This window comes from Streptomyces sp. CB00316 (assembly GCF_001905595.1).
Taxonomy (GTDB): Bacteria; Actinomycetota; Actinomycetes; order Streptomycetales; family Streptomycetaceae; genus Streptomyces.
On sequence record NZ_LIXI01000001.1, the window covers coordinates 749,272 to 767,108 of the forward strand.

Genomic DNA, 17,837 nt, shown 5'->3' on the forward strand with positions numbered 1-17,837 from the left:
TCACAGCTCCTTCGCGAACCACACCTGCGCGTACGGGTTGCGCCGGTGGAAGGCCGGCACCTCCCCGTAGCCGTGCTTCGCGTACAACCCGCGCGCCTCGACCAGGTCGAGACGGGTGTCCAGCCGGAGCAGCCGCACCCCGAGAGCCCGCGCCTCCTCCTCGATCGCGGCCAGCAGCAGCCCGCCGCCGCCCGTGGACCGGAAGGCCGGGCGTACGTACACCCGCGTCAGCTCCGCCGAACCCGGCGCGGCCTCCTCCGTCAGCACCAGCCCGGCGCAGCTCGCGGCCTCGCCCCCGTGGCGGCCGACGACGAACTGACCGGTCGGCGGCACCAGCAGGTCCGCGCCGTCGTCGGCCAGTCCCTCGGCTATCTCCGCGGCGGTGGCGGGCCGGTGCCAGTAGCGGCTCGCGACCTCGTCGTAGTAGTCGCGGCGCAGCGCGGTGGCGTCGGGGGAGTCGAATCGTTCGGCGGTCACGGTCCAGGTCATGTGGGGCATTCTTGCTCCCTCACGGCCGAAGGACGACGTGATTCATGTGCAGGGGGCACCAGTGAACCGACCCACCGACGCCGACGCGGCGGCGCGGGCCCGGGCCTCCCAGGTCCAGTACCTCGCCGACCGCTGGATACGGGACGCGCTCGCCACCGGGAAGCCGGCCGACGGCGGCAGCTTCGTCTGCTCGCCCGCCGGACTGTGGCTGGCGCTCGCCGCCGTGGCCGCCGGGGCGCGCGGCGAGACCGCCCGGGAGCTGCGGGGGCTGCTCGGTGCGGCGGACCGGGAGGCGGGGCCCGCCGTGACGGCGTCGGCCCGCGAGCTGGCGCTGACCGGGGCGCTGGGGGTGGCGACCCGGGTGTGGAGCCGGGTGCCGGTGGAGCGCGCGTACCGTGAGGCGCTGCCGGACGTCCGCTTCGACGACGTGCTCGACCCGGCGGCCGTCGACGCCTGGGTGCGTGAGGCCACGGGCGGGCTGATCGAAGCGCTGCCGCTGGAGATCACCGACCAGACCCTGCTCGCCCTCGTCAACATCCTGGCGCTGAAGGCCCGCTGGGAGAAGCCGTTCGATGCCTCGCGGACCCGGGACCTGCCGTTCACCGACGCGTCCGGGACCACCCGCCCGGTGGCGACCATGGCCAAGGACGTACCGCCCGCCGATGTCCGGGTGGTGGACGGCGTGTACGTCGTCGAGCTGCGCTGCACCGCCGGTGAGGGCGGGCGAGCCGGAGCCCGGGTCAGGTTCGTCCTGGGGGAGCCGGGCGCGGGCGCCGCCCGGGTGCTGCCCGCCGGGTGGGCGGACCGGGCGGCGGGCGCCCCGCCCGAGGCGGACCGGGTGACCCTGGCGCTGCCGCGCCTCACCCTGCGTACGCGCATCGCCGTCACCGGACAGCTGCCCGCGCTCGGGGTCCGGCTGGCCACCTCCGACGCGGCGGACTTCTCCGGCCTCTCGCCCCGGCCGCTCGCCATCTCCGACGTGGTCCAGGAGGCCGTGCTGAAGATCGCCGAGCAGGGGGTGGAGGCCGCGGCGGTGACGGTGGTCGCCATGCGGGCCGCGGGCGCGGTCCCGCCGCCGCGGCGCCTCCTCCACCTGGCCTTCGACCGCCCGTTCGGCATCGTCGTGCTGCCCGCCGACGGTGACGTCCCGCTCCTCACCGCCTGGCAGGCGGACGTCCCGGCAGATCCGGCCTGAAGCCTCCAAGACTCCCGCAAGCCCCCCGCACGCAGCTGATCGTCCTGCCGTACCAGCAGATTTACCGGCCTTGAGCATGATGACAGTCAGGCAAAGAGGGGGTTGATTGTGTCTACCTCGTAGGGCAATGCGAGGCTTCATGCTGCGCTGCCCCGAGTCGAAGGGGCGGGGCATGGAACGGTGGGAGGGTCGGCGCAGCGTGACAAATGCGGATCACAGTGTGCGCGGTGGCGCGGTGGCGGACGCGATGACGAACACGGAGACGAGGGCCGGGCTGACCCGGGTCCTGCTCTGGCTGATCGTGGCCGTGCTGGCGGTACGGCAGATGGCGGTGGTGCTGCGGCAGCCGCCCGGCGAACGGCTCACCGATCTGGAGACCTGGATCGGGGAGAACGGCGTCCTGCACGTGACGGGCTCGCTGTACGACAGCGGCCGGTTCACCGGGACGCCCTTCGCCGGTCTGGTGCTGAAGCCGCTCACCGCGTCGGCCGAGGCGGCCCTCGGCGTCGCGTGGACCTTCGGCACCCTGCTCCTGGTGGCCGCCCTCGGTGTCGTCGCCGCCCGGGCCCTGCCCGCGCCGGTCGGCCGGCGTACGGCGCTGCTCGCCGTGCCGGCCGCGATCACCCTGCTCATGCTGTCGCTGCCGGTCCGCAACACCCTCCACCTCGGCCAGACCAGCATCCTGCCGGTCCTCCTGGTGCTGCTGGCCTGCTTCGTCGCCCGGGACCACCGGCTGCAGGGCGTCCTCGTCGGCCTCGCGGCCGCACTCCAGCCGACGCTCCTGCTCTTCGCCGCGTTGCTCTGGCTGACCGGGAAGCGACGTGCCTCGGGGATCTCGGTGGCCGCCTTCGCCCTCTGCACGGCCGCCGCCTGGGCCGCGGTGCCGAAGGACTCGTGGACGTACTGGGTGCACCATGTCGCGGGCGCCGGGCTCGGTGAGCGGCCGGACAGCCTGGCCAACCAGTCCCTCCACGGCGCGCTGCTCCGGCTCGGCTTCGAGGGCCCGACGGAGATCGCCCTGTTCCTCGTCCTCGCCGCCGCGGTCACCGTCATCGGCGTACGCCGCGCGGTCCGCTACGCCCAGGACGGGCAGCTGCTCCTCGCCGTCGCCGTGACGGGCTGCGTCGTCGTGGCCGTCTCGCCGACCGCCTGGCAGCACCAGCTGCTGTGGGTGCTCCTCGCCGTCGTCGGCAAGGTCGGCAAGCGCGCCTGTGACCGGCTGGTCTGGCCGGCCGTCGTGGTGCTCGTCCTCACGCTCCCCGGCAAGATGCTGCTGCCGAACGTCGGCCTGGTCATCCCCGTACGGGACAACGTGCTGCTCATCGCGGCGCTCGGCGCGGCCTGCCTCGCCCCGTTCCTTCTGCGCACCTCGCCGTACTGGCAGCAGCCGATCCCCACCGACTACGCGAAACCGGTCGCCGCGCGCTGGAGACGCGTGCCGCTCCTGCCGTTCTGGCGCCGGGCGCTCCACCGCCCCAACCTCCTGCTGGAACTCCTGCTCATCCGCGTCGTCTACTCCGCGTACGCCCAGGTCCGCCTCGCCGCCACCGCGGGCCGCCCGCTCGCCGAGGAGCACGGCCGGCAGATCCACGCCATCGAGCAGTGGCTGCACATCGACATCGAGCTCTGGGTCAACCAGACGGTCGTGCGGATCACCTGGCTGCGGGAGTTCTTCGACTACTACTACCTGACCTTCCACTTCATCGTCCCGCTGACGATCCTCGGTGTGCTGTACGCGCGCCGCCCCGCCGACTACCGCTGGGTCCGCTCCTCCATCGGCTTCGCCACCCTGCTGGCGCTCGTCGGCTTCTGGCTCTACCCGCTGGCCCCGCCCCGGCTCATGCCCGGCCTCGGCTTCATCGACACCGTCCACGGGGTGCAGGACTTCGCGAAGCCCGACTACGGGACGCTGACCACGGTCACCAACCAGTACGCGGCGATGCCGTCGCTGCACTTCGGCTGGTCGCTGTGGTGCGGGGTGGTCATCGTGATGCTCGCCCCGAAGCTCTGGATGAAGGCGCTCGGCCTGCTCCATCCGCTCTTCACCATCGCGGCGATCGTGGCGACCGCCAACCACTGGGTGCTGGACGCGGCCGGCGGCGCGCTGGTCGTCTCGCTGGGCTTCGGGCTGACGTATCTGCTGTCCGGGCCGCGGAAGGTGGTGGCCGCCGATCAGCCGACGGCGGCTCAGCCGGTGAAGGCGGAGGCGGAACCCGCACCGGAACCCGAACCCGTACGCGCCGAGGTCGGCGGCAAGTAGCACGCGACAGACAGCCCGAAGGGATGCCGGGACGACGTCGAAGGGCGTCCCGGCACCCCTTCGGCACGGATCGCCGCGTCCTCACATGGTCCGCCCGCCGCGCCCGCCCCGCCACTCGCGGGGCAACCTCATGAGGGCAACGCACTCACCTGGAGCTGCTTGATCCCGTTGAGCCAGGCCGACCGCAGCCGCCGCGGGTCCTCAAGCAGCCGCAGATCCGGCAGCACGTCCGCGATGGCGTTGAAGATCAGGTCGATCTCCATCACGGCCAGCGACTTGCCCAGGCAGAAGTGCGGGCCGCCGCCCCCGAAGCCGAGGTGCGGGTTGGGGTCGCGGGTGATGTCGAAGGCCTCCGGGGCGTCGAAGACCTCGGGGTCGTTGTTGGCCGAGGAGTAGAACAGCCCGACCCGCTCGCCCTTCCGGATCCGCTGACCGCCCAGCTCCAGATCCTGGGTGGCGGTCCGCTGGAAGGAGACCACGGGCGTCGCCCAGCGCACGATCTCCTCGGCCGTCGTCTTCGGGCGCTCCCTCTTGTAGAGCTCCCACTGCTCGGGGTGGGTGAGGAAGGCGTGCATGCCGTGGCTGATGGCGTTACGGGTGGTCTCGTTGCCGGCCACCGCCAGCAGGATCACGAAGAACCCGAACTCGTCGGAGGACAGGTTGCCTTCGCCCTCCGCCGCGACGAGCCGGCTCACGATGTCCTGGGCCGGACACTCCTTGCGGGCCGCCGCCAGGTTCATCGAGTACGCCACGATCTCCATCGCCGCCTCGGCGCCGACCTCCTCGGTGATCGCGTACTCGGGATCGTCGTACGCGGCCATCTTGTTGGACCAGTCGAAGATCCTGGACCGGTCCTCCTGCGGTACGCCGATGAGTTCGGCGATCGCCTGGAGCGGCAGCTCCACCGCGATGTTCGTGACGAAGTCGAAGGAGCCGTCGGCCCCGGCGGAGGCGTGGGCGGTCTCCACGATGGAACGGGCCCGTGCCCGCAGGGCCTGCTCCAGGGAGCGCACCGCGCGCGGGGTGAAGCCGCGCTGGACGATCTGGCGGACCCGGGTGTGTTCTGGCGGGTCCATGTTGAGCATGATGAGTTTCTGGACCTCGATCTGGTCGCGGCTGATCGTCTCGTTGAAGCGGATGACCGCGGTGTTGGTGTTCGAGGAGAACAACTCGGGGTGCGTGGAGACGTACTTGACGTCCTCGTGACGGGTGACGACCCAGTACCCCTCGTCGCCGAAGCCGGAGATGTTGGCGGGCTGGGTGCACCACCACACCGGCGCGGTCCGCCGCATCAGCGCGAACTCCGGGTGCGGGACGCGGGCTTGGAGGAGGTCGGGGTCGGTGAAGTCGAACCCGTCGGGCAGATGGGGGCAGCGCATGGGCACCTCTCCACTCCGGATCTGGCGGCGAACCGTCCGACAGCCGCCCTTGCCTGGTGGTCCTGACGCTCCATCAGAATCTGCCCGCAAGGTAGTAACGAGTTCTACAAGTCGCAAGAGTCCTGGCCGGATCCGTTCCCCGCACCGTCGGCGACCCCGAAGCGGGGGCGCACGCAGGGGGTGTGCGTGGTCGGTGCACGCCCCTTGCGCGGTCGGTCCCGCGTCACGAGACTGCTTGCATAACTAGAACGCGTACCAGTTCCTTCCGTGGGTGCCGGGACGCCCCGACGGAAGGGCGAGGAGAGGACGAGCTCATGGCCGCGGAACCCGTCATCGTCGAAGCCGTACGCACCCCGATCGGCAAGCGCCAAGGCGCGCTCGCCAATCTGCACCCCGCCTACCTGCTGGGCGAGACCTACCGTGAACTGCTCGGCCGCACCGGCATCCAGGCCGACTGCGTCGAGCAGATCGTCGGCGGCACCGTCACACACGCCGGGGAGCAGTCCATGAACCCGGCCCGCAACGCCTGGCTGGCCGTGGGCCTGCCGTACGAGACCGCCGCGACCACCGTGGACTGTCAGTGCGGCTCCTCGCAGCAGGCCTCGCACATGATCGCCAACATGGTCGCCGCCGGAGTCATCGACGTGGGTATCAGCTGCGGCGTCGAGGCGATGTCGCGGGTGCCGCTGGGCAGCGGATCCAAGCACGGGCCGGGCAAGCCCTGGCCCGACGAGTGGAACGTCGACCTGCCCAACCAGTTCGAGGCCGCCGAGCGCATCGCCCGCAAACGCGGCCTCACCCGCGAGAGGGTCGACGCGCTCGGCCTCCTCTCGCAGCAACGTGCGGCCGCCGCCTGGGCCGAGGAGCGCTTCAAGCGCGAGACGTACGCCGTCCAGGTCCCCACCACCGAGGAGGAGCAGGCGGCCGGCCAGGGCATGTGGCGGCTCGTCGACCGGGACGAGGGGCTGCGGGACACCTCGATGGAGGCGCTCGCCGGGCTGAAGGCGGTCATGCCGAGCGCCGTCCACACGGCCGGCAACTCCTCCCAGATATCCGACGGGGCCGCCGCCATCCTCTGGTCCTCGAAGCGGATGGCCCGCGCCCTCAGGCTCAAGCCCCGGGCCCGGGTCGTCGCCCAGGCGCTGGTCGGCTCCGACCCGCACTTCCACCTGGACGGCCCGATCGACGCCACCCGGGCAGTGCTCGGCAAGGCGGGGATGTCGCTGAAGGACATCGACATCGTCGAGATCAACGAGGCCTTCGCGTCGGTCGTGCTCAGCTGGGCCCAGGAGTTCGAGGCGGACCTCGACGGCCTGGAGAAGGTCAACGTCAACGGCGGCGCGATCGCGCTCGGCCACCCGGTCGGGGCGACGGGCGCCCGCCTGATCACCACGGCCCTGCACGAACTGGAACGCCGCGACAAGGAGTTCGCGCTCATCACGATGTGCGCGGGCGGGGCGCTGGCCACGGGCACGATCATCCAGCGGCTGTAGCGCCCGCTCAGGAGCCCAGGAGGCCGTTCACCCCTCGGGCCCCCCGAACACGGCACGCGCGTCGAACGCCGCCCGCCGGGTCGCCCGCCGCAGCGCCTTCAGCAGGGTCGGGCCGATGGTCAGCGTCAGGACGACGGTGAGCACCGCCCGGCCCAGGTCCCAGCCGAGCGAGGTCGCCGCGCAGTAGGCGAGGAAGCGCACCAGGTTCTCGTGGAGCGGGTCGCCCGCGACGAACGAGATGCCCGACCCCAGCCCGGGGATGATCGTCCAGCCGTACAGATTCATGATCGTGCCGTACGCGAACGCCGCCACGGGCCCGTAGACCGCGAGCATCGCCAACTCGGCGCGGCCGCGCAGCCGGTCCGCGCCCGGCAGCAGGCCCGCGCCCATCGTGAACCAGCCCATCGACAGCATCTGGAACGGCATCCACGGCCCCACCCCGCCCGTGAGCAGGGCGGACGCGAACATGGTCACCGAGCCTAGGACGAACCCGAAGCCCGGCCCCAGCACCCGCCCGCTCAGCACCATCAGGAAGAACATCGGCTCCAGGCCCGCCGTGCCCGCCCCCAGCGGGCGCAGCGCCGCCCCGACCGCCGCCAGCACCCCGAGCATGGCGACGGCCTTGGCGTCCATCCCGGACTCCGAGATGGTCGCCACCACCACCGCGACGAGCAGCGGCAGCAGCGCCGCGAACAGCCACGGCGCGTCCTGGGCATGCGCGAGCCCCGACCCGGCACCGGCGAGCAGCGGCCACCCGAAGGCGACTACCCCGACGGCGCTCACCAGCACCAGCGCGGCCACCGACTTCGGCCCGAGCCGCACGGGCCGGGGAGCCCGCACCCTCTCCGTGACACTCACGCGCCCGCCTCCAGCGCGCCGCGCACCTGGGAGACGGTCAGCCACTCCTGCGGGGCGAGGATCTTCGCGGTCTGCGGTGCGAAGGCGGGGGAGGAGACCACCACCCGCCCGGTCGGGCCGTCCGCGACGACCTCCCCGTCGGCGAGGATCACCACCCGGTGGGCCAGCTCCGCCGCCAGCTCCACGTCGTGCGTCGCCAGGACGATCGCGTGGCCCTCGGCCGCCAGGGACCGCAGTACGCCGACGAGCCGGCCCTTCGCCGCGTAGTCCAGGCCCCGGGTCGGCTCGTCCAGCAGCAACAGCGGCGGGCGGGCGGTGAGGACCAGGGCGAGGGCCAGGGCGAGCCGCTGGCCCTCGGAGAGGTCGCGCGGGTGCGTGGCGTCCTCGACGCCCGGCAGCAGTTCGGAGACCAGTGCCCGGCAGGTGCCTTCCGCCGCGCCCGCGTCCCGGTCGGCGGCGGCGCACTCGGCGGCCACCGTGTCCGCGTACAGCAGGTCGCGCGGCTCCTGCGGGACGAGGCCGACCCGGCGGATCATGGCGCGCGGATCGGTACGGGCCGGGGCCAGGCCGCCGACGCGTACGGAGCCGGAGGTGGGCTCGACCATGCCGACGAGGGCGCCGAGCAGGGTGGACTTCCCGGCCCCGTTGCGGCCCATCAGCGCCAGGGTCTCGCCGGGCGCCACGGTGAGCGTGACCCGCCACAGCGCCTCGATCCGCCCGCGCCGCACGCTCAGTGACTCGACCCGAGTGACGGGATCGACGGTGAGCGCTTCCACGGCTTTCGTACGACCCAGGAGCCGCGCGATCCGCCCCGGGCGGGGGCCGCTCGACACGGGCGCAGGCGCCACGGACACGTTCACGGAGTGCTCCGGCGGCTCCGGCGGCGCGGCCTCCGCCAACCGTGCCCGCAGGTCACCGGCCCCCCGCCGGGCATCCCGTACGGAGAGCGGCAACGGGTCCCAGCCCGCCAGCAGCCCCAACTCGGCGACCGGCGGCCGGACCGGCGAGATGGCCATGATCTCGGCGGGCGCCCCCATCACCGGGGCGGCGCCCGGCGCGGGCAGCAGGACGACCTGGTCCGCGTACTGCACCACCCGCTCCAGGCGGTGCTCGGCCATCAGCACGGTCGTCCCCAGGTCGTGCACCAGCCGCTGGAGCACGGCGAGAACCTCCTCGGCCGCCGCCGGGTCCAGCGCGGACGTCGGCTCGTCGAGGACCAGCACCTTGGGGTGCGGGGTCAGCACCGAACCGATCGCCACCCGCTGCTGCTGGCCGCCCGACAGGGTCGCGATCGGCCGGTCACGCAGCTCCGCCAGGCCCAGCAGATCGAGGGTCTCCTCCACCCGGCGGCGCATCACGTCCGGCGCCAGGCCCAACGACTCCATGCCGTAAGCGAGTTCGTCCTCGACCGTGTCCGTGACGAAATGGGCCGGCGGATCCTGCCCCACCGTGCCCACCAGATCGGCCAGTTCACGCGGCTTGTGGGTACGGGTGTCGCGCCCGTCCACCGTGACCCGGCCGCTCAGCACCCCGCCCGTGAAGTGCGGCACGAGCCCCGAGACCGTACCGAGCAACGTCGACTTGCCGACCCCCGACGGCCCGACGAGCAGTACCAACTCCCCTTCCGGGACCGCGAGATCGACGCCGGACAGGGTGGGCCGGTCCGTCCCGTCGTACCGCACGGAGACCTGCTCGAACCTGATCACGCCTGCTCCTTGCCGCGATGGCCGTCGCTGCGACGGTCGTGTTCTTCGAAGCCGCGTGGAGACGGCGGTAGGGGGGCGACCAGCGCGGGCAGCAGCCCGACCAGCACGGCCGCCGCCGGCCACAGCGGCAGCACGGGCGCGGTCAGCGGTACGACCCCGGGGTGCAGCGCCTCCGGATCGACGGAGCCCGCCCAGATCATCGCGGCCGCCACCACCGCACCCGACCCCGCCACCAGCCAGGCCCGCACCCCCCACCGGTCCGGCCGGTAGCGGGTCCGTACGGAGCGCCGCCCGCCGAGCCGCAGCCCTGCCATCGCCGCGACGAGCCCCGCCAGCAGCACCGGCAGCCCGTACACGGCCCCTTGCGCGGCGAGCAGCCCGTACGTCCCGGCGCACACCCCGAGCAGCCCGCCGAGGGTGAGGACGTCGGTGGTGCGCCGGACGGCGGGCGGGACCTGGGCGGTACGCCCGTACCCGCGCGCGTCCATCGACGCGGCCACCGCCACCGACCGCTCCAACGCCCCCTCCAGCACCGGCAGTCCGATCTGCGCGACGGCCTTCACGCCACCGGTCGGCCGCCCCCGCAGCCGCCGCGCGGTGCGCAGCCGGACCACATCGGCGACCATGTTCGGGGCGAACGTCATCGCGACGACGACGGCGACCCCGACCTCGTACAGCGCACCGGGCAGGGACTTCAGCAGCCGGGCCGGGTTGGCGAGCGAGTTCGCCGCGCCCACGCAGATCAGCAGGGTGGCCAGCTTCATCCCGTCGTAGAGCGAGAAGACCAACTGCTCCGCCGTCACCCGGCCGCCGATCCGCACCCCCTGCGCCCAGGCGGGCATCGGCACTTCGGGGAGCGTCAACACGGTGTGCGAGCCCGGGATCTGGGAGCCGAGGAAGACGGAGAAGACCAGGCGCAGCGCCACGACGAAGAGCCCGAGCTTGATGAACGCCCCGTACGAGCGTGCCCAGGGCGCGTCCGTGCGCCGGGCCGCCACCACGTACCCCGCCACGCCGACCAGCAGGCCGAGCAGCAGGGGGTTGGTCGTCCGGGAGGCGGCGGTGGCCAGCCCCAGCGCCCACAGCCACCACGCTCCGGCGGGCAGCGCGTTGGAGCGGCCCGCCTCGGGCGCGTGCAGGGCACGCCGGAGCAGCCGAGCCGTCCCCGGGGAGCGGGTCATCGGCGCCGGCGGGCCTGGAGCACGGCGGCGATACCCAGCAGCAGGATGGCGCCGATGCCGAGGAGGAGACCGGCGGAGGGACCACCGCCGCTGCCGCTCCCGTCGTCCGGCGCCGGGGCCGAGGTGGTGGCGGAGGGGGCCTCGGCCGGCTTCCTGCTGCCGTCGCCCGACACCTGCTCGCCGCAGCCCGTCTTCGGGTAGCCGGAGATCGCGCAGATCATGGCGCTGCTGTCGTACCGCAGCGGCTTCGCCACCGAGGCGAGCGCCTCCGCGCTGCTCGCGTCCAGCGGGACCTGGGCACAGGCGGTACGCAGCGCCGGCGGCTTCTCCCCGGCCGGGGCGTCCTCCGCCGTACCGGGGTCGATCACCAGGGCGACCCGCTTGGCGCCGTCCTTCGACGGGAGGGACGCGCAGATCGCCTCGAAGTCGGGGACGCGGCGCGGCCGGTCGGCATCGGAGGAGTCCTCGCCGACGGCGAACCTGAAGCCCTGGACCGTACCGTCGTCGGGGCGGACGAGGGACGGCCCCTGGGTGGCGTAGGCCCAGCTCTTGCCTTCGCCCTCCCAGAAGGACCAGTAGCGGTACCCGGCCGCATCGGCGCCGCCCGCCCCGAGCAGCACCGCCGATGCGGCGAGCAGGGTGGTCAGGAGAGCGGCGATCGGAGTCCGGAGCAGCGCTCCGGACGGCATGCGCCGCTCACCGACGGTCTCGGTACGAGCCGTCACGGCTGCTGCTTCTTCCGGCGCATGCTGAGCAGGAAACCGATACCCGCGCCGAAGACCAGACCCAGGCCGACCAGCCACCACAGGCCGAGCCCGCCGTCCTCGCTCTCGGTGCCGCTGGAGGGCTGCGGACCGTTCGGCGTCGGGGACGGGAGGGCGGTCGCGGCGGGCGCCGGGCCGGTCGCGTTGAGCTGGGCGACCAGGTCCACCCCGCCGAAGTCGCGGGCGTCGGTACCGGTGGCGTGCGCGGCGAAGATCAGCTGCGCGGTGGCTGCGGGCCCGCCCTGGTGCGCCCAGTCCTTGGAGTTCTTCTCCAGCCACCTCACCGAGGCGGCGGCCTTGTCCTTGTGCCCGGAGGCGGCGAGGGCGACGACCGTGTCCGCCGTGTTGCCGAAGTCGGGCTGCGGCTCGCTCTCCTCGGCGCCCGGCATCGGGGGCTGCTCCAGGTAGGGGGAGGCGGCCAGGGTCGCGGCGAGGTAATGGGCGCCGTTCTGCGCGCTCTCCTCGGCGGTCAGGTCGTCTCCCTTGCGGCAGACGGGGTCCTTCACCGCGTTGGCGTCACCGACGGCCATGCCTCTGCCCAGCAGCCCGAGCACGGCGGCGGCCGACGCGTCGGTGTTGGCGACGAGCTCGCCCTTCTTGCCCGGCTGGTAGGCGAAGGCGCCGCCGTCCTCCTTCCCGCACGGGATGGCCAGGGCCTGGAGCGCGGTGTACGGGGTCTTGCCGTCGGTGGTGGTGACCTCGCTGATCGGGACGCTCGTACGGGCGAGGGCGCCGATCACGACGGCGGTGGAGTTGGCGTCGCTCGGGCTGCCCGGGTTGTACCCCCAGCCGCCGTCCTCGTTCTGCACGGACTTCAGCCAGTCGGCCCCGTTGTCGGCGGCGTCACGGTGCTGGCCCAGCTCGACGAAGGCCTGGACGGCGGCGGCCGTGGCGTTGGTGTCCATCACGGTCGACGCGTCGCAGGGCACGGAGGCGTCGACCCGGAACGAGGTGAACGCGCCGCTGTCGCACTGCTGCTCCAGCAGCCAGTCCACGGACTGCTTCGACGGCGTGACGTACTCGATCTTCTGGGCGAGGAAGGCCAGCGACTGCCGCCACACCCCGTCGTACGTGGGGTCCGTGGTCCCGTAGAGCCCGAGCGGCAGCTGGAGTGACGGGGACGGGGTCGGTGCGGCGACCGCGACGGGTGCGGCCGCGAAGGGTGCGGCCGCGCCCAGAAGAACGGCGGTGGTCGCGAGCGCGGCTGCGCTGCGGCGTACGGTCATGGCGGGCTGTGCCTCTCCTGCGGGGGCCGGCTCTCCCGGGCGCACGAGGGCACCGGGCTCCGGCCCCGTATACCTCGACGGTGCCGGTCACCGGGGTTCCGGTGACCCTGGCCACCGGGGTTCCGGTGGCCCTGGGGCCCGTGGTCACACTGCCCCCGGCCGCTCACACTCCGCCCACAGGACGTTCCGGCTGCCGTCGGGCGGACGGCCCGGACGGTTCACGGCTGGGGCCGGCGCCGGTTCGCACCGGCTTCCCCCTGTACGGGCATGATGACGACCTGCCCACTCTACCGGGCCGTAGTGTCCCCGCCCGGGGCGGCAGACCGCCGACGTCGTCCGGAGGGAGCAGCACGCGGGGCGCCCTTCGTTTCGCGATGCCGGGAAGGGGCGGGACGGCTCACACGGCTACGTACGTGACCGGTCCTTCACACCGCGATGTACGTGACCGGGTCGGCGCCCGCGACAGCCTCCGCGCGCCCGAGCTTCACCAGCCGCCGCAGATGGGACTCGGCCTCCGAGACGGCGATCGACCGCGAACCGTGCGGGATCTGCTCCCAGGGCCGGTTCCACTCCATCCGCTCGGCCAGCTGCCACGGGGTGAGCGGCGTGGCGAGCAGGGCGAGCAGCCCGGTCAGCCGCTCCTCGTGGTGGTCCAGCAACTCCCGTACGCGTCCACCCGCATCGGTGAACGCGTGCTGGTGGGCGGGCAGCACCTCGGCCACCCCGAGCCGCCCGACCCGCTCCAGCGAGGCGAGGTAGTCCCCGAGGGGATCGGTGACGGCGGTGTCGTCCGGGTCCTCGTACAGCCCGATGTGCGGGCTGATCCCGGGCAGCAGGTGATCCCCGGAGAACAGCCGCCCGTGCCCCGGCAGATTCGCCGGATGCCGCTCCTCCAGATGGAGGCAGACGTGGCCCGGGGTGTGCCCGGGGGTCCAGACGGCGCGCAGCCGCCGCCCGGCGAGGCCGAGCAGCTCGCCGGGCACGATCTCCCGGTCCGGCAGGGCGGGGCGCAGCCCGGGCAGGGTCCGCAGCCGGCCGCTGCTGCGGGCGGCGAGCAGTGGGGTGAGGTGGTCGTCGGGCGCGCCGACGGCGGCGAGCTTGCGGGCGAGGTAGTCGAGCCAGGTGCCGGGCGCGGCCTCCCGGGTGCGCCGGACGATCGCGGCGTCCGCCTCGTGCATCGCGATCCAGGACCCGGACGCCTCGCGGACCTGGCCGGAGAGCCCGTGGTGGTCGGGGTGGTGGTGGGTGATGACGACGCCGTGGACGTCGGTGACGGCGGTGCCGAGGGCGGCGAGCCCGGCGACCAGGGTGTCCCAGGAGGCGGGGTCGTCCCAGCCGGTGTCGATGAGGACGGGGCCCCGGTCGGTGTCGACGAGGTGGACCAGGGTGTGGCCGAGGGGGTTGTCCGGGATGGGGACCTTGATGCTGTGGACGCCCCCGCCGTGGTCGGTCACCTGCGTCACCTGCGTCATGGGCTTCCCATCTCTGCTCGGCGGCGTGCGCTGATCCCACTGTAACGAGAACTCGTTCCAGTGGTAGCCCGGGTCTACCAACTGTTCGGCCCTGCCGGGTCCCTGCTCGGCCCCGGGTACGGTCCGCGCCGTGGACTCCTGGAACAGGAACTGGTATCAGTTCTGACGAGCAGTCAGTTGCGGTGCACGGGTTCGCTTCGCGGGAGGCAACGGCCATGACGGAACGTACGGAGCTGGTGGAGCACGGAAAGCTGTTCATCGGCGGGGAGTTCACCGATCCGCTCGGCACCGACGTCATCGAAGTGATCTCCCCGCACACCGAACAGGTCATCGGCCGCGTACCGCACGCCTCCGAGGCCGATGTGGACCGCGCGGTCGCCGCGGCCCGCCACGCCTTCGACGAGGGCCCGTGGCCCCGGATGACGCTGGACGAGCGGATCGCGGTGATCACCCGGATCAAGGACGCCTTCGCCGTACGGCACGAGGAGTTCGCGCGCCTGATCAGCGCCCAGAACGGCACCCCGTACAGCGCGAGCGTGATGGTGCAGGCGCTGGCCGCGATGATGGTGTGGGACTCGGCGATCACGGTGGCGCGTACGTTCCCGTACGAGGAGCGGCGCGACGGAGTGTTGGGCCCCCTCCTGGTCCGCCGCGAACCGGTCGGCGTGGTGGCGGCGGTCGTCCCGTGGAACGTCCCCCAGTTCACGGCCGCGGCCAAGCTGGCCCCCGCACTCCTGGCAGGCTGCACGGCGGTCCTGAAGGTCAGCCCCGAAACCCCCCTGGACGCCTACCTCCTGGCGGAGACGGCGGCGGAGGCGGGCCTGCCGCCCGGGGTCCTCTCCATCCTCCCGGCCGACCGGGAGGTGAGCGAATACCTGGTGGCTCACCGGGACATCGACAAGGTCTCCTTCACCGGCTCGGTCGCGGCGGGCCGCCGGGTGATGGAGGTCGCCTCCCGCAACCTGACCCACGTCACCCTCGAACTGGGCGGCAAGTCGGCGGCGGTGATCCTGCCGGACGCGGACCTGGAGGCGGCGGTCGCGGGCATCGTCCCCTTCGCCTGGATGATCAACGGCCAGGCGTGCGTGGCCCAGACGCGCATCCTGGCCCCGCGCTCCCGCTACGACGAGATGGCGGAGGCGTTCGCGGCAGCGGCAGGCGCGCTCCGCGTGGGCGACCCCCTGGACCCGACCACCGAACTGGGCCCTCTGGTGGCCCGACGCCAACAGCAACGCTCCCTGGACTACATCAGGGTGGGCCAGGAGGAAGGCGCCAAGATCCTCACGGGCGGCAACGTCCCGGCCTCCCAGGAACGCGGCTGGTACGTCGAACCGACCCTCTTCGGCTCGGTCGACAACTCCATGCGCATCGCCCGCGAGGAGATCTTCGGCCCGGTGATCTGCCTGATCCCGTACGGCGACGTGGCCGAGGCCGTCCGCATCGCCGACGACTCCCCGTACGGCCTCAGCGGCAGCGTCTGGACGGCCGACACCGAACGCGGCATCGACATCGCCCGCCGCGTCCGCACCGGCACGTACAGCGTGAACACCTTCAGCCTGGACATGCTCGGCCCGTTCGGCGGCTACAAGAACTCCGGCCTGGGCCGCGAGTTCGGCCCCGAGGGCTACGGCGAGTTCTTCGAGCACAAGATGATCCACCTCCCCGCCGGCCACCGGGAGGCATGATGGGAGACCGCTGGCACATCGAGGTCGACCGCTCCGTCTGCATCGGCTCCGGCATGTGCGTGAACCACGCCCCGAACGCCTTCCACCTGGACACCGCCCGCCAGTCCCACCCACGCGAGGAGGACCGCGACGCCGGCGAACAGGTCCTCGCGGCGGCGGAGGGCTGCCCGGTGGAGGCGATCACGTTGACGCTGGTGGGGTCGGGGGAGGTGGTGTTCCCGCCGGAGGAGTAGGGGCTCGCGTCGCCCCAGTCCTCCACCTTGTCGGCCCAGCCATGCGCCCCGACCTTGTCGAGTTCGGCCCCCACCTTGTCGGTCGCCGCGTCGACACCCCTGCCCAGGAGCTCCTTGCCCTTGTCCAGGCCCCGCACGGTGCCGTCGACGACCTTGTCGAACGCCCCACCCAAGTCCACCATCAGCGGCTCTCCCCCCAGCGAGGCTCCTCGGCCTGCGCCACGGTCTCCGGGGAGGGCTTGAGGTGCTCCTTGGCCCACGCGTCGATCTCTTCACGCTGCGCCGGGTCGGCCCCCGAGGCGTCAAACAGAGCGTCCCCCACGTCGTAGCCGGTGTCCTTCCACTGCTGCTTCACCTCGCCGTGCGCGTTGGCGGAGTTCACCACGATCTTGAACGAGTCCTTGACGTACCGCTCCTGCTCGGCGAACGAGCCCGCCGACAACCCCAGCCGGCAGCGAGGTTGTTGCCCCGCTGAGACAGCGTCCGTGCTTCCCGCGTCCAGTGCGACTCCCGCCGGCCCGGGCAGCATCGGCACCATCACGTCCAGTAGCCGCGCCCCGAGGATGGTCCGGTACGTCCACTCCCGCCCGCAGTTCCCGCCGCCGCTCTCCGCTGCACCGCCTGGCTGGTCATGGCAGGCCCCTGGCGGTCGGACAGCGCCGATGCCGATGCAGGGGCCGGTGCTACGCCAGGTCGCCGATGAACGCCTGCCAGGCGTGGTGGCCGAAGGTGAGGACGGGGCCGGTGGGGCGGGTGCTGTCGCGGACCGGGATCAGGTGGGGGAGGTTCGGGGCGACCTCGACGCACTCGTTGTTGCCGCCGCTGTGCGAGCTGGTACGCCACTGCGCGCCCGACAGGTCCGGCGTGCCGTGGTGTGCGCTGTTCATGCTTGATGCTCCTTGGCCCTGCGACGGATGACAGCCCGGGACTCCGTCGGGGAGAGCGCGGACGTCCGCGCGGCATCGAACAGGTCCTGGTAGCGCGAGACGTCCGCCTCCCGTTCCAGCCACATGGAACCGGACGGGTTGTCCGCCAGCACCACGTCGAGCGCCCCCTCCTCGGGAAAACCCAGCACTACGTATGGGCCGAACATACTCGCATGAGCCCCGCGCGAGAACGGCAGCACCTGCACCGTCACGTTCGGGTGCTCGGAACTGGCCAGCAGGTGCTGCAGCTGCGCGTTCATCACCTGGGCACCGCCGACTTGCTGGAGAAGGACGGCTTCCGACAGTACGGCCCAGAGCTGTAGCGGGGTGTCGTCCAGGAGCCGTTCCTGTCGCGCCAGACGGACCTGGACGAACTTGTCGATCTCGTCCGCCGTCTGCCACTGGCGCGAAGCCACGGTAACGGCGCGGATGTACTCCGGAGTCTGGAGCAGTCCGGGAATCAGCTGCGCCTGGAAGGTGCGGATCGACCCAGCCATGGCTTCCAGGGCGATGTAGTCGCGGTAGGTGTCGGCGAGTACATCGCCATACTGGTTCCACCAGCCCTCCCGGCGCCTGCGGTTGGCCTTACGGGCCAAAGAGGCGAGGCGGCCCCGGATGTCGGGGTCGGAGATCTCGTACGCGTGCAGCATCGCCGTCAGATCGGGGAGTCGGACCGCCACCCGACCGTTCTCGATCCGGCTGATCTTGCCCTTGGTGCAGTCCAGGGCTTCGGCCGCTTGGCTGGTGGTCAGGCCGGCTGCCTCGCGCAACCTCCTCAGTTCGTCACCGAGTTGGCGGCCGAGAACGGTGGAGGTGTTGGCGGCGGTGCTCTTCGCGTGCATGTGAACACCTTTAGCAAAGTAGCGGCTCTGTCGGGGCGAGGTTACTCGAAAGAGGGAAAAATGATGTGAAGGCCATCGGCAACGTTGCATTTTCGAGTGGTGCGCACCCATCCTGCTGGTGCTGGAGA

At 72.4% G+C, this 17,837-nt stretch carries 16 protein-coding genes and 2 pseudogenes; 5 read left to right on the forward strand and 13 right to left on the reverse strand.

From position 1 onward, the window contains the following. Positions 1-489: a GNAT family N-acetyltransferase gene (locus AMK21_RS03330; RefSeq protein ID WP_073874258.1), complete on the reverse strand. Its 489-nt coding sequence runs from the start codon at positions 487-489 to the stop codon at positions 1-3. A gap of 61 nt (positions 490-550) precedes the next feature. On the opposite strand from AMK21_RS03330, the gene AMK21_RS03335 reads away from it, so the two are divergent. Together AMK21_RS03335 and AMK21_RS03340 are read left to right on the forward strand one after the other, a co-directional pair. Continuing rightward, a complete protein-coding gene (locus tag AMK21_RS03335; RefSeq protein ID WP_073873942.1) occupies positions 551-1,684 on the forward strand; it encodes a serpin family protein in 1,134 nt (377 codons plus the stop codon). Between the two features lie 172 nt (positions 1,685-1,856). Further along, positions 1,857-3,944, forward strand: coding sequence for a bifunctional glycosyltransferase 87/phosphatase PAP2 family protein (locus tag AMK21_RS03340; protein WP_073874260.1), 2,088 nt, complete (start codon positions 1,857-1,859; stop codon positions 3,942-3,944). Positions 3,945-4,072: 128 nt separating this feature from the next. Here AMK21_RS03340 and AMK21_RS03345 read toward each other — a convergent pair whose 3' ends face one another. Then, entirely contained in the window at positions 4,073-5,323 is a 1,251-nt protein-coding gene (locus AMK21_RS03345) for a cytochrome P450 (protein ID WP_073873944.1), read from the reverse strand. A gap of 314 nt (positions 5,324-5,637) precedes the next feature. Here AMK21_RS03345 and AMK21_RS03350 point away from each other — a divergent pair, with 314 nt between their 5' ends. Beyond that, positions 5,638-6,816, forward strand: a complete 1,179-nt coding sequence (locus AMK21_RS03350) for a steroid 3-ketoacyl-CoA thiolase (RefSeq protein WP_073873945.1) — start codon at positions 5,638-5,640, stop codon at positions 6,814-6,816. Between the two features lie 27 nt (positions 6,817-6,843). Here the strand turns inward: AMK21_RS03350 and AMK21_RS03355 are convergent, their stop codons facing one another. The 6 genes from AMK21_RS03355 to AMK21_RS03380 all read right to left on the reverse strand — a co-directional run bounded on the left by AMK21_RS03355 (position 6,844) and on the right by AMK21_RS03380 (position 14,023). Continuing rightward, entirely contained in the window at positions 6,844-7,674 is an 831-nt protein-coding gene (locus AMK21_RS03355; protein WP_073873946.1) for an ECF transporter S component, read from the reverse strand. Next, positions 7,671-9,380, reverse strand: a complete 1,710-nt coding sequence (locus AMK21_RS03360) for an ABC transporter ATP-binding protein (protein WP_073873947.1) — start codon at positions 9,378-9,380, stop codon at positions 7,671-7,673. Before AMK21_RS03360 ends, AMK21_RS03355 begins: the two co-directional genes overlap by 4 nt. After that, positions 9,377-10,561: an energy-coupling factor transporter transmembrane component T gene (locus AMK21_RS03365; protein ID WP_073873948.1), complete on the reverse strand. Its 1,185-nt coding sequence runs from the start codon at positions 10,559-10,561 to the stop codon at positions 9,377-9,379. Before AMK21_RS03365 ends, AMK21_RS03360 begins: the two co-directional genes overlap by 4 nt. Further along, the gene (locus tag AMK21_RS03370) at positions 10,558-11,250 is read right to left on the reverse strand and encodes an SCO2322 family protein (RefSeq protein WP_079181066.1); all 693 of its coding nucleotides are present in this window, start codon (positions 11,248-11,250) and stop codon (positions 10,558-10,560) included. Before AMK21_RS03370 ends, AMK21_RS03365 begins: the two co-directional genes overlap by 4 nt. A gap of 32 nt (positions 11,251-11,282) precedes the next feature. Continuing rightward, entirely contained in the window at positions 11,283-12,551 is a 1,269-nt protein-coding gene (locus AMK21_RS03375) for a prenyltransferase/squalene oxidase repeat-containing protein (protein WP_073873950.1), read from the reverse strand. Between the two features lie 425 nt (positions 12,552-12,976). Continuing rightward, a complete protein-coding gene (locus AMK21_RS03380) occupies positions 12,977-14,023 on the reverse strand; it encodes an MBL fold metallo-hydrolase (RefSeq protein ID WP_073873952.1) in 1,047 nt (348 codons plus the stop codon). A 215-nt stretch (positions 14,024-14,238) separates the two neighbouring features. Between AMK21_RS03380 and AMK21_RS03385 the strand changes: the two genes are divergently transcribed. Both AMK21_RS03385 and AMK21_RS03390 read left to right on the forward strand, forming a co-directional pair. Then, positions 14,239-15,708 carry an aldehyde dehydrogenase gene (locus AMK21_RS03385; RefSeq protein WP_073873954.1) on the forward strand — a complete coding sequence of 490 codons (1,470 nt, stop codon included), beginning with the start codon at positions 14,239-14,241 and terminating at the stop codon, positions 15,706-15,708. Then, positions 15,708-15,941, forward strand: coding sequence for a ferredoxin (locus tag AMK21_RS03390; protein WP_199863100.1), 234 nt, complete (start codon positions 15,708-15,710; stop codon positions 15,939-15,941). The genes AMK21_RS03385 and AMK21_RS03390 overlap by 1 nt, the downstream gene beginning before the upstream one ends. A gap of 44 nt (positions 15,942-15,985) precedes the next feature. Here AMK21_RS03390 and AMK21_RS37020 read toward each other — a convergent pair. The 5 genes and pseudogenes from AMK21_RS37020 to AMK21_RS03405 all read right to left on the reverse strand — a co-directional run. Then, positions 15,986-16,123: pseudogene (locus tag AMK21_RS37020) on the reverse strand (hypothetical protein); the annotation flags it as partial. Next, on the reverse strand, positions 16,123-16,383 hold the full coding sequence (locus tag AMK21_RS03395; RefSeq protein WP_073873958.1) for a hypothetical protein: 261 nt from the start codon (positions 16,381-16,383) through the stop codon (positions 16,123-16,125). The gene AMK21_RS03395 and the pseudogene AMK21_RS37020, both read right to left, overlap by 1 nt. 33 nt (positions 16,384-16,416) lie before the next feature. Continuing rightward, positions 16,417-16,539, reverse strand: a pseudogene (locus tag AMK21_RS35700) (SseB family protein); the annotation flags it as partial. Between the two features lie 85 nt (positions 16,540-16,624). Beyond that, positions 16,625-16,828, reverse strand: a complete 204-nt coding sequence (locus AMK21_RS03400) for a DUF397 domain-containing protein (RefSeq protein ID WP_073873960.1) — start codon at positions 16,826-16,828, stop codon at positions 16,625-16,627. Beyond that, positions 16,825-17,709, reverse strand: a complete 885-nt coding sequence (locus tag AMK21_RS03405; protein WP_073873963.1) for a helix-turn-helix domain-containing protein — start codon at positions 17,707-17,709, stop codon at positions 16,825-16,827. Before AMK21_RS03405 ends, AMK21_RS03400 begins: the two co-directional genes overlap by 4 nt. Positions 17,710-17,837: the final 128 nt, after the last annotated feature.

What these genes read in the sequence shown, in the direction of transcription:
- AMK21_RS03365 (WP_073873948.1), bottom strand. Translation starts at nt 10,561, where the DNA reads ATGACCCGCTCCCCGGGGACGGCTCGGCTGCTCCGGCGTGCCCTGCAC.
- AMK21_RS03345 (WP_073873944.1), bottom strand. Translation starts at nt 5,323, where the DNA reads ATGCGCTGCCCCCATCTGCCCGACGGGTTCGACTTCACCGACCCCGAC.
- AMK21_RS03400 (WP_073873960.1), bottom strand. Translation starts at nt 16,828, where the DNA reads ATGAACAGCGCACACCACGGCACGCCGGACCTGTCGGGCGCGCAGTGG.
- AMK21_RS03370 (WP_079181066.1), bottom strand. Translation starts at nt 11,250, where the DNA reads ATGCCGTCCGGAGCGCTGCTCCGGACTCCGATCGCCGCTCTCCTGACC.
- AMK21_RS03390 (WP_199863100.1), top strand. Translation starts at nt 15,708, where the DNA reads ATGGGAGACCGCTGGCACATCGAGGTCGACCGCTCCGTCTGCATCGGC.
- AMK21_RS03330 (WP_073874258.1), bottom strand. Translation starts at nt 489, where the DNA reads ATGACCTGGACCGTGACCGCCGAACGATTCGACTCCCCCGACGCCACC.
- AMK21_RS03340 (WP_073874260.1), top strand. Translation starts at nt 1,857, where the DNA reads ATGGAACGGTGGGAGGGTCGGCGCAGCGTGACAAATGCGGATCACAGT.
- AMK21_RS03405 (WP_073873963.1), bottom strand. Translation starts at nt 17,709, where the DNA reads ATGCACGCGAAGAGCACCGCCGCCAACACCTCCACCGTTCTCGGCCGC.
- AMK21_RS03380 (WP_073873952.1), bottom strand. Translation starts at nt 14,023, where the DNA reads ATGACGCAGGTGACGCAGGTGACCGACCACGGCGGGGGCGTCCACAGC.
- AMK21_RS03350 (WP_073873945.1), top strand. Translation starts at nt 5,638, where the DNA reads ATGGCCGCGGAACCCGTCATCGTCGAAGCCGTACGCACCCCGATCGGC.
- AMK21_RS03385 (WP_073873954.1), top strand. Translation starts at nt 14,239, where the DNA reads ATGACGGAACGTACGGAGCTGGTGGAGCACGGAAAGCTGTTCATCGGC.
- AMK21_RS03375 (WP_073873950.1), bottom strand. Translation starts at nt 12,551, where the DNA reads ATGACCGTACGCCGCAGCGCAGCCGCGCTCGCGACCACCGCCGTTCTT.